Source organism: Chromobacterium sinusclupearum, from assembly GCF_002902845.1.
GTDB lineage: Bacteria > Pseudomonadota > Gammaproteobacteria > Burkholderiales > Chromobacteriaceae > Chromobacterium > Chromobacterium sinusclupearum.
In genome coordinates this window covers 90,669-101,651 of sequence record NZ_PPTF01000015.1, presented here as the reverse complement: position 1 = coordinate 101,651, position 10,983 = coordinate 90,669, and the positions used below count along the sequence as shown (strand labels likewise).

Genomic DNA, 10,983 nt, shown 5'->3' with positions numbered 1-10,983 from the left:
CCGTTTGGCGCTGGAATGGGAGCTGGACAAGCAATTGCCTCCGGTGGCGCGGGTGTTTTTTTATCTGCCGTTCGAGCATAGCGAGGACCTGGCGGACCAGCAGCTGTCTGTCAGGCTGTTTACCGCCTTGGAGCCGCAAGTGCCGGATGGCGGCTATTTGGATTACGCGCAACGCCATCATGATGTGATTGCCGAGTATGGCCGTTTTCCGCATCGCAACGCCGCTTTGGGGCGGAGCAGCACGGCGGCGGAACTGGCGTATCTGGCCCAGCCCGGCGCCGGCTTCTGAACCCATACATTTTCCGGACCTAGCAGTCCGTTGCCGAACAAGGATCAATATATGACTATCGTCGTCACCGGCGCCGCCGGTTTCATCGGTTCCAATCTGGTCAAGGGTTTGAACCAGCGCGGCATTACCGACATCCTTGCCGTGGATAATCTTTCCAGCGGCGACAAATTCCACAATCTGGTCGATTGCGAGGTCAGCCATTACCTCGACAAGCACGAGTTTCTGCACCTGTTGCTGGACGGCGAGTACGAGGGCGAACTGACCGCCATTCTGCATCAGGGCGCGTGCTCCGATACGATGAACCATGACGGCAAGTACATGATGGACAACAACTATCAGTACACGCTGGCCTTGTTCGATTATTGTCAGCACGAAGAAATCCAGTTCCTGTACGCCTCCAGCGCCGCAACCTACGGCAAGGGCACCGTGTTCCAGGAGCAGCGCGAATACGAAGGCCCGCTGAACGTTTACGGCTACTCCAAGTTCCTGTTCGACCAGGTGCTGCGCCGCCGCATCAAGGAAGGTCTGTCCGCTCAGGCCGTGGGGTTCCGCTACTTCAATGTTTACGGCCCGCGCGAGCAGCACAAGGGCCGCATGGCTTCGGTCGCTTTCCATCACTTCAATCAGTACCGCGAGCATGGCAAGGTCAAGCTGTTCGGCGGCTGGGATGGATGGGGCGACGGCATGCAGAGCCGAGACTTCGTCTCGGTCGAGGACGTGGTCAAGGTCAATCTGCACTTCCTGGATCACCCGGAGAAAAGCGGCATCTTCAATCTGGGCAGCGGCCGGTCGCAGCCGTTCAATGATGTGGCCGAGGCCACCGTCAATGCCTGCCGCCGCCACGAGGGCAAGCCGGCGCTGACCTTGGCCGAGATGGTGCAGCAGGGCATCGTCGAATACATCGCGTTCCCGGACGCGCTGAAGGGCAAGTACCAGAGCTTCACCGAGGCTGACATCGCCAAGCTGCGCGAAGCCGGCTATCACGACGCGATGCTGTCGGTCAGCGAGGGCGTCAATCGTTACGTCGATTGGCTGATGAGCCGCCAAGGCTGAGCCGCGTTTGGCGAATTTGGGCCGCGCCGTCGTGAGACGGCGCGGCCTTTTGCATTTCAACGGCCGGAAATATCCTGCTGCAGCCGCATGCGGGCGCGGGCGTCGCGCTCGGCCAGAATCTGCTGGTTTTGCAGGGTATCGGCGACAAAATCGATATGCCGTTCCGCCGCCAGTTGCGCGGCGTCCGGCTGGCGGTCGCGTATCGCCTGCCAGATGGCCAGGTGTTGCGCGCGCAGCGCCTCGGCCACTTCGCCGACGGCGAACAGATTGGCGATATTGTCCTTCACGTGCCGTTGCAGCATGGCCAGCAGGCTGCCGGACAGGTGGGCGAACAAGACATTGTGCGAAGCCTCGGCCACGGCCTGGTGGAATGCCACGTCGGCCTGCGCCTGCTCGGCCAGGCTGCCGCCGCGATAGGCCTGTTGCAGCCGGTCCACGCAGTGCTGCAGCCGTTCCAGGTCCGCCGTCGTCGCGCGGCTGGCGGCGCAGCGCGCCACCGTGCCTTCCAATACGCGGCGGAACTCCAGTACATCGTCGTGCAATTCCTCGTGCTGGTTCAGCAAGGCTTCCCAGGGGTCGGAAAACGCCGTTTCCAGGCGGTCCGTCACCCAGGTGCCGCCGCCCTGGCGGCTGGATAGCAGGCCGCGCGATACCAGCTGTTGTATCGCTTCGCGCAAGGAGGGGCGAGACACGCCGAACTCCTCGGCCAGTTGCCGTTCCGGCGGCAGCCGGTCGCCGGGTTTGAGCACGCCGTCGAGTATGCGTTTTTCCAATTGCTGCACGATCATGTCGGACAGCTTGGGCAGGGTGACTTTCGGATAGGCCATGGCAGGGATGATTGGTCTGACCAGATAGGCCAGCATAACAAATGCCTTATCCATTGTCATGACGGAGAGGACTATCTAATTTTTGAGATTTGCTATAAAGACCTAGTACTTTTATCAGAGGAATGCCGCCATGTCCGACCTTCTGAAGAAGATTGACGCCCGGACCAAGCTGGCAGGCACCAATAAACTGGAAATCCTGCTGTTTTCGCTAGGCAACGATCAGCGTACCGGGCGCAAGGAAGTGTTCGGCATCAATGTGTTCAAGGTGCGGGAAGTGATGCGCACGCCGGAGATTACTTCGGCGCCGGAAATGCCGGCCTCGGTGGAAGGCATGGTCAGTCTGCGCGGCTCGCTGGTGCCGGTGATCGATCTGGGTAAATACACCGGGATCATGTCGGAGAAGCGGCCGGAAATCATGATCATCACCGAATACAACGGCCATACCCAGGGCTTCCTGGTGGAGACGGTGGACACCATTCTGCGGCTCGATTGGGCGGCGATGCGCGTCCCGCCGGACATGATAACCAACCGCATGGCGGGCTTGGTCACGGCTGTCACCGAGCTGGACAACGGCACGCTGGTGATGATGATGGATGTGGAGAAAGTCCTGGCCGAAACCTGCCTGGTGGATGAGGCCCAGAGCTATATCGCCATTGAGCCGGTGAAGGAGGATCGCCATATCTTCTTCGCCGACGACAGCGCGGTGGCGCGCAAGCAAATCGAGCGCACGCTGGAGGCGATGCACATCCGCTATACCTCGGCCATCAACGGCATGCGCGGCTGGGAAGATCTGCAAAAGATGGCGCAGCAGGCGGAGGCGGCCGGCCACAAGCTTAACCAGGTTCTGCACCTGATCCTGACTGATGTGGAAATGCCGGAGATGGACGGCTATATGTTGACCAAGATGATCAAGGACGATGCCCGCTTCGCAGGCATTCCGGTGTTGATGCATTCCTCATTGTCCGGCATGGCCAACAAGAAGCTGGGCGAGTCGGTGGGTGTGGATTCCTATGTCTCCAAGGATGAGCCGCAGAAGCTGGCCAGCAAGCTGCGCGAGATGCTGCTGCTGGATAAGGCGGCGTAGGCTTTCTATCCTGTTTCCAGGCTAACGCCATTCAGCATGGCAGGGCGCGTCAGTCCGACGGCGGCGCGCCCTTATTGTTGCCTCCCCGCATGATTCATCGAGCTTTTCCCGGGCGCCGTCATCATATCAGGCTCGCCATCTCGACAGTCCTCTTGTCATATTGACGAAACCAAGCATTCACTCTAAAGTGGTTTTTATAAAAATAATTGGTCTTACCAATTTACAAAGGAAGCCATGAAGACGCCTGCCGATGTTTATCTGTTCGGCACCTGTCTGCTCGACCTGTTCCTGCCGGAGGCTGGCCTGGATGCCATCGCTCTGCTGGAAAGGTTGAGCGTGCGGGTGCATTTCCCTCAAGCCCAGAGCTGCTGCGGTCAGCCGGCCTATACCAGCGGCCATCCTAAGGAAGCGCTGGCGGTGGCGCGCGCGCAATTGTCCTGCTTCCCGGAGGACTGGCCCATCGTGGTGCCGTCCGGCTCTTGCGGCGGCATGATCAAACACCACTGGCCTCGCCTGTTCGCCGGGGAGCCGGACGAAGTGCAGGCTTGCGACATCGCGGCGCGGGTAGTGGAGTTTTCCGATTTCCTGCTGAACCACCTCGACTGGCAGCCACAGGACCAGGGCGCGCCGGTCAAGGTGGCGGTGCATACCTCCTGTTCGGCGCGGCGCGAGATGGGTGTGCACAAGACCAGCTGGGCATTGGTGGACCGCTTGCAGAATGTCGAGCGCGTGGTGCACGACCACGAATCCGAATGCTGCGGCTTCGGCGGCACCTTCTCCATCAAGCACCCGGACATCGCCGGCGCGATGGTGGCGGACAAGGCGCAAGCGCTCGCGAACAGCGGCGCGGTGGAGTTTGTCACCGCCGATGGCGGCTGCCTGTTGAATATCAACGGCAAGCTGGGGCAGTGCGGCAGCGGATTCAAGGGCCGGCATCTGGCCAGCTTCCTGCTGGAGCGCACCGGAGGCAAGCGATGAGTGCCCGGGCTTCCATCTTGCAGAAGTTGCGCGCAGCGCCACGGCAGGCGCTTTCGCGCCCGGACCTGGCCGGCCATTTCCAGCATTTTTCCAGGCCTGACGATGAAGTCGCCCGCTTGCGCCACTGGGCGGCGATGATGCGCGCGGTGAAAACGGAAATTTTGTGGACCCGGCAAGACAACTGGGACGCAGCCTTGCTGGATTGGCTGGCGGCGCATCCGCAGCCCTCCATTGTCTTGTCCGACACCCCGCATGGCCGTCGCCTGGCGCAGCGCCTGGAGAGCGTCCATAACGCGCCGCGCATCGTCTGGTTCGACCATGAGGTGGATGACTGGAAGGCGGAGCTGTTCGACATCGCCGCCGGCTTCACCGCCGCGCGCTGCGGCATAGCCGCCACCGGCACGCTGGCGCTGTGGCCGGACGAGGCCGAGCCGCGCACCATGAGCCTGGTGCCGCCCTTGCACATCGCCTTGTTCGACGCCGCCAAGCTGTACCCGGATTTTTATTCCGCGATGACGGCCGAGCGCTGGTCTGACGGCATGCCTACCAACGCCTTGCTGATTTCCGGCCCCTCCAAAACCGCCGACATCCAACAAACCTTGGCCTACGGCGCGCACGGCCCGCGCGAGTTGCTGGTACTGGCGCTGCTGCCGCCGCACATCGCCATCCATGACGTGGAAGGAGAGGCGTGATGAGCGAGCACAAGATCACCATCTATCCTTCCCGCGCCTTCAAGGACAACGCCAAACTGGCGCTGACGGATGGCAAGCTGCGGCAAAGCCTGCGCGGCGCGATGGATTTCCTGATGGCCAAGCGGCTGTCGGCATTTCCCGACGAGGCCGAACTGGCGGCCCTGCGCACCTTGGGCGAGGGCATACGCCAGCGTTGCCTGTCCAGGCTGCCGGATTTGCTGGAGCAGCTGGAGAAAAAACTCATCGCCAACGGCGTCCGGGTGCATTGGGCGGAAACGCCGGATGAGGCCAATCGCATCATCCACGGCATCGTCGCCGCCCGGAACGGCAAGCTGATGGTGAAGGGCAAGTCCATGGTCAGCGAGGAGATCGAGCTGAACCATTACCTGGCTGAGCAGGGCGTGGAGGCGGTGGAGAGCGATATGGGCGAGTACATCGTCCAGCTGGCTGGCGAGAAGCCCACCCACATCATCATGCCGGCCATCCACAAAACCAAGCAGGACATCGCCCAGTTGTTCCACGAGCAACTGCCGGACACGCCTTACACCGAGGATGTGGACGCGCTGATCCAGATCGGCCGCCGCGTGTTGCGGCAGAAGTATCTGGATGCCGATGTCGGCCTGTCCGGCGTCAATTTCGCCGTGGCGCAGACCGGCACCCTATGCCTGGTGGAGAACGAGGGCAATGGCCGCATGTGCACCACGGTGCCGGATGTGCATATCGCCATCACCGGCATCGAGAAGGTCGTGGAAAAGTTGGAGGATGTGGCGCCGCTGTACAGCCTGCTGACCCGCTCCGCCATCGGCCAGCCCATCACCACTTACTTCAATATGATCAGCGGCCCGCGCAAGCCGGGCGAGAAGGACGGCCCGCGCGAGGTGCATCTGGTGCTGCTGGACAACGGCCGCAGCCAAGCCTACGCCGACGAGCAGTTGCGCAAAACGCTGCAATGCATACGCTGCGGCGCCTGCATGAACCACTGCCCGGTCTACACCCGCATCGGCGGCCACGCCTACGGCACCACGTATCCGGGGCCGATAGGCGAGATCATCTCGCCGCATCTGATGGGGCTGGACAACACCCGCGACCTGCCGACGGCGTCCAGCCTGTGCGGCGCTTGCGGCGAGGTGTGCCCGGTGCGGATTCCGATTCCGGAAATGCTGATGCGGCTGCGCGAGGAAAGCCAGCGGCCGGCGCATGAGCGGGTGGCGCATCCCTTGCGCGGCCAGGGGGCGGCGGCCAGCACGGCGGAGCGCATGGCCTGGAAGGGCTGGCGGCTGGTCCATGCCTCGTCTAATCTATACCGGCTATTCGGTTGGACGGCCACGCGCTTGCGCAAGCACGCGCCCAAAAACCAGCTGGGCTGGACGCAGAACCACCTGCCGTTGACGCCGGCGCCCAAGACGCTGCATGAGCTGGTGCGCGAGCGCGAGGCGAAGCGGGGAGGCAAAGCATGACCCCTGCCCACGCCGCTTTTTTGGCGGACTTGCGTCGCGTCATGCCGGACAAGCGCATCTATACCGATCCGCTATCCACGCTGGCCTATGGCACCGATGCCAGCTTCTACCGGCTGCGGCCGCAGATTGTCGCCAGGGTGGAGAGCGAGGACGAGGTGGCCGAGCTGCTGCGGCTGGCCAGGTTGCGCCACGTTGCCGTCACCTTCCGCGCCGCCGGCACCAGCCTCTCCGGCCAGGCCGTCAGCGATTCGGTGCTGGTCTTGCTGGGCGATGGTTTCAATCGCGGCGAGGTGCTGGACGGCGGCGAACGCATCCGTCTGGCGCCGGGCATGATAGGCGCGCACGCCAACGCCATGCTGGCGCCGTATGGGCGCAAGATCGGCCCTGATCCGGCGTCGATCAACACCGCCAAGATAGGCGGCATCGCCGCCAACAACTCCAGCGGCATGTGCTGCGGCACGCGTGACAACAGCTACCACACCCTGCAGGCGCTGCGGGTGCGCTTGCTGGATGGCGGCGCGCTGGACACGGCAGATCCGGCCAGCGTCGCGGCGTTCCGCGAGTCGCACGCTGGCTTGCTGGACGGCTTGGCGCAGCTGTCGCGCGAGCTGGCCGGCGATGCCGAGCTGGCCGAGCGGGTGCGCCGCAAGTACCGGCTGAAGAACACCACCGGCTACGGCATCAACGCGCTGTTGGATTTTGCTGATCCGGTGGACATGCTGGCGCATTTGATGATCGGCTCCGAAGGCACGCTGGGCTTCATCTCCGAGATCACCTTCAACACGGTGGTCGAGCATCCGCACAAGGCGTCGGCGCTGGTGTGGTTCGATGAGCTGGATTCCTGCTGCCGCGCCGTATCGGCCTTGAGCGCTGTGCGCGATGCCGGCGGCGTGTCGGCGGTGGAACTGATAGACAGCCGCAGCATTCGCGCGGTGCAGGGCAAGCCGGGACTGCCGGATTTCCTGTATCAGCCGGTGGGGCCGGGCAGCGCCTGCCTGCTGATCGAGCTGCGGGCGGAGAGCGAGGCCCGGCTGGACGAATGCTCGGCCCAGATCGAAACGCTGCTGGCTGGCTTCCGGCCCAAAGTCTCCAGCGGCTTCAGCCGCGACGCACGCGAGTGCGAAACCTACTGGGCCTTGCGCAAGGGCCTGTTCCCGGCAGTGGGCGCGGCGCGGCCGGTGGGCACCACGGTGGTGATCGAGGATGTGGCTTTTCCAATACCCCAGCTGGCCGACGGCGTGGCCAAGCTGACCGCGCTGTTCGACAAGCACGGCTACGACGAGGCGCTGCTGTTCGGCCATGCGCTGGATGGCAATCTGCACTTCGTGTTCGCGCCCGGTTTCGAAAGCCCGGCCGAGGTCGCCCGCTACGATGGCTTCATGCAGGACGTCAGCGACTTGGTGGCCGGCGAGTACGACGGCTCCTTGAAAGCCGAGCACGGCACCGGCCGCAATGTCGCGCCGTTTGTGCGCCAGGAGTGGGGCGACGCCGCCTGGCACATCATGCGCCGCATCAAGGCGCTGTTCGATCCGCAAGGCCTGCTCAATCCCGGCGTGATCATCACCGACAACGACAGGCTGCACCTGGAAAACCTGAAACCGATGCCGGCGGCGGACGAACTGGTGGATCGCTGCACCGAATGCGGCTTCTGCGAGCCGGCCTGCCCGTCGCACGGGCTGACGCTGAGTCCGCGCCAGCGCGTGGTCAGCTGGCGGCGCATCCGCCAATTGGAACGCGACGGCGGCGGCGCGGCGGAACTGGCGGCTTTGAAGGCAGGCTACCGCTACCGCGCCATCGATACCTGCGCCGCCACCGGCATGTGCGCCACGCGCTGCCCGGTGGGCATCAACACCGGCCTGCTGATGAAAAAGCTGCGAGGCCCAAGCAAGCGTCCCGCCTTGGCCGGCTTCGCCACGCGGCATATGGGCTGGATGACGGCTGCGGCGCGGGCCGGTTTGAGGCTGGCGCACGGCTTGGGAGCGCAGCGGCTGCATGACATGACCCGCCGCCAGCCGAACGAGCGCAAGGTCATCCCCTTGGTTCCGGCTAGTTTGCCGCGCGCCGCCGCGCCGCTGCCGAAGCTGGGCGGCGAGGGCGAGCCAGTGGTGCTGTTCGTCAGCTGCGTCAACCGAACGCTGGCCGAGGGCGAGGGCGGCGAGTCCGTCGCCGCGCATACGATCAATCTGCTGCGCCGCGCCGGTTTCGCGCCGGTGTATCCGCCCGGCCATGACGGCCTGTGCTGCGGCCAGCCTTTCGCCTCGGCCAATGCGGCGGATGCCTTGGCCGTCAGCCAGGCCTCGCTGAATGAGGCGCTGCTGCAGGCCAGCAATCAAGGCCGCCACCCGGTGTATCTCGACAACAGCCCGTGCGCGGCGCGCGTCAAGCAGGCGCAGGCCGAAGGCTTGCTGGATGCCCGCTTACAGCTGTTCGATGCAGCGAGCTTCCTGGCTGAGAAAGTTCTGCCCAGATTGGAAATCGCGCAGCGGCTGCCGCAATTGGCCTTGCACATCCCTTGCAGCGCCACCGCCATGGGCGCGGCCGGCAGCTTGAAACAACTGGCCGCCAGTTGCTGCGACGAGCTGACTGTACCGGACATCGCCTGCTGCGGCTTCGCCGGCGACAAGGGCTTTACCGTGCCGGAGCTGAACGCCCACAGCCTGAGGAGATTGAAGCCCGCCTTGCCGGATGCCTGCCGCCATGGGGTGTCGATGAGCCGAACCTGCCAGATCGGCCTGACTGAGCACGGCGGCATCCCATACCGCAGCATCGAGGCGCTGCTGGATTTCTGCACCACCCCAAACAGCGGTCCGTCATGAAGACCGTCTTTTCAACGCTGATGTAAACCCAAGAAACGCAAGCCAGCCTCTAGCATGCCGCCGCGCGCCCAGCCCGTCGGCAGGGGAGCGGCTGCGCCTGCGAAACCAGGAATGAGGAGAAGCCACCCATGCAAGCAATCTGGACGCAACACTATTTCCCATCCGGCAGCCTCGCGCTGTCGGCGTTGATGGCCGCGCTGCCCATCGTTTTTTTCTTTGTCGCTTTGGCGGTACTGCGGCTGAAGGGCCATGTGGGCGGCACGTTGACGGTGCTGATCGCGCTGGCGGTGGCCATCTTGTTTTACGGCATGCCGGCGCAGATGGCGCTGGCGGCGGCGGCCTTTGGCTTTGGCTATGGCCTGTGGCCGATCGCCTGGATCATCGTCGCGGCGGTGTTCCTGTACAAGATCACCGTCAAGACCGGGCAGTTCGACATCATCCGCGCCTCGGTGCTGTCGGTGACCGAGGACCAGCGGCTGCAGATGCTGCTGGTGGGCTTCTCGTTTGGCGCTTTTCTGGAGGGGGCGGCCGGTTTCGGCGCGCCGGTGGCCATCACCGCCGCGCTGCTGGTGGGGCTGGGCTTCAATCCGCTGTACGCGGCCGGGCTGTGCCTGATCGCCAACACCGCGCCGGTGGCCTTCGGCGCGATGGGCATCCCCATCATCGTGGCTGGGCAAGTGACGGGTCTGGACCCTTTCCTGATCGGTGCCAAGGCTGGCCATCAGCTGCCCATCCTGTCGGTGATCGTGCCGTTCTGGCTGGTCATGATGATGGACGGCCTCAAGGGCGTGCGCCAGACCTGGCCGGCGATCCTGGTGGCCGGGGTGTCGTTCGCCGTCACCCAGTTTTTCACTTCCAATTACATCGGGCCGGAGCTGCCGGACATCACCTCGGCCCTGGTCAGCCTTGTGTGCCTGACGCTGTTCCTGAAGGTGTGGCAGCCGCGCGAGATCTTCACTTTCAGCGGCCGCCGCGCGCCGACGGCCCGCCTGGCCAGCGGTTTCAGCCTGCCGCAGATCGTCCGCGCCTGGAGTCCGTTTTTGATCCTGACCGCGCTGGTGACGGTGTGGAGCGTCAAGCCGTTCAAGGCTTTGTTCGGCAAGGGCGGCGCGCTGGAGGGGTGGGTGTGGAAGCTGCATGTGCCGGGGCTGGACAAGCTGGTGCTCAAGACTGCGCCCATCGTCGCGCATGACACGCCGTACGAGGCCTTGTACAAGTTCGATATCGTCTCCGCCGTCGGCAGCGCCATCTTCCTGGCCGCGCTGCTGTCCATGGCCTTGCTGAAGTTCTGCCCGGCCGACGGCGCGCGCGCCTTTGCAGAGACGCTGGCCGAGCTGCGCCGGCCGATTCTGTCCATCGGCATGGTGCTGGCCTTCGCCTTCGTCGCCAATTATTCCGGCATGTCCAGCACGCTGGCCTTGTGCCTGGCCAATACCGGGCAGGCTTTCCCGTTTTTCTCGCCATTCCTGGGCTGGCTGGGCGTGTTCCTGACCGGCTCCGACACCTCGTCCAATGCGCTGTTCTCGGCCTTGCAAGCTGCCACCGCGCACCAACTAGGCGTGTCGGACGTGCTGTTGGTGGCGGCCAACACCACCGGCGGCGTCACCGGCAAGATGATTTCGCCGCAGTCCATCGCCGTGGCTTGCGCGGCGGTGGGGCTGATAGGCAAGGAGGCGGACCTGTTCCGCTTCACGCTGAAGCACAGCCTGATTTTCTGCAGCTTCGTCGGCGTGCTGACCTGGCTGATGGCGTATATGGGGTAGGGCGGATGCCCCGCTTGCGGGGCG

9 protein-coding genes are annotated in these 10,983 nt (G+C 64.1%); 8 read left to right on the top strand and 1 reads right to left on the bottom strand.

Going from position 1 to position 10,983, the window contains the following annotated elements:
* Together C2134_RS04360 and rfaD are read left to right on the top strand one after the other, a co-directional pair.
* On the top strand, positions 1-289 hold a 289-nt coding region (locus C2134_RS04360; RefSeq protein ID WP_146042093.1), incomplete at its 5' end, for a DUF924 family protein.
* A gap of 51 nt (positions 290-340) precedes the next feature.
* Positions 341-1,342: an ADP-glyceromanno-heptose 6-epimerase gene (rfaD, locus tag C2134_RS04355; protein WP_103317833.1), complete on the top strand. Its 1,002-nt coding sequence runs from the start codon at positions 341-343 to the stop codon at positions 1,340-1,342.
* 56 nt (positions 1,343-1,398) lie between these two features.
* Here rfaD and C2134_RS04350 read toward each other — a convergent pair whose 3' ends face one another.
* Positions 1,399-2,205, bottom strand: coding sequence for an FCD domain-containing protein (locus C2134_RS04350; protein ID WP_233196351.1), 807 nt, complete (start codon positions 2,203-2,205; stop codon positions 1,399-1,401).
* Between the two features lie 94 nt (positions 2,206-2,299).
* On the opposite strand from C2134_RS04350, the gene C2134_RS04345 reads away from it, so the two are divergent.
* From C2134_RS04345 to C2134_RS04320, 6 genes are all read left to right on the top strand, one after another.
* Positions 2,300-3,253, top strand: a complete 954-nt coding sequence (locus C2134_RS04345) for a chemotaxis protein (protein ID WP_043622451.1) — start codon at positions 2,300-2,302, stop codon at positions 3,251-3,253.
* Positions 3,254-3,487: 234 nt separating this feature from the next.
* Positions 3,488-4,231, top strand: coding sequence for a (Fe-S)-binding protein (locus tag C2134_RS04340; protein ID WP_103317831.1), 744 nt, complete (start codon positions 3,488-3,490; stop codon positions 4,229-4,231).
* The gene (locus C2134_RS04335; RefSeq protein ID WP_103317830.1) at positions 4,228-4,923 is read left to right on the top strand and encodes a LutC/YkgG family protein; all 696 of its coding nucleotides are present in this window, start codon (positions 4,228-4,230) and stop codon (positions 4,921-4,923) included. The genes C2134_RS04340 and C2134_RS04335 overlap by 4 nt, the downstream gene beginning before the upstream one ends.
* Positions 4,923-6,380, top strand: coding sequence for a LutB/LldF family L-lactate oxidation iron-sulfur protein (locus tag C2134_RS04330; RefSeq protein WP_103317828.1), 1,458 nt, complete (start codon positions 4,923-4,925; stop codon positions 6,378-6,380). Before C2134_RS04335 ends, C2134_RS04330 begins: the two co-directional genes overlap by 1 nt.
* Positions 6,377-9,196: an FAD-binding and (Fe-S)-binding domain-containing protein gene (locus C2134_RS04325; RefSeq protein WP_103317827.1), complete on the top strand. Its 2,820-nt coding sequence runs from the start codon at positions 6,377-6,379 to the stop codon at positions 9,194-9,196. The genes C2134_RS04330 and C2134_RS04325 overlap by 4 nt, the downstream gene beginning before the upstream one ends.
* 128 nt (positions 9,197-9,324) lie before the next feature.
* Complete coding sequence (locus C2134_RS04320) at positions 9,325-10,959, top strand: lactate permease LctP family transporter (protein ID WP_103317825.1); 1,635 nt, start codon at positions 9,325-9,327, stop codon at positions 10,957-10,959.
* Positions 10,960-10,983: the final 24 nt, after the last annotated feature.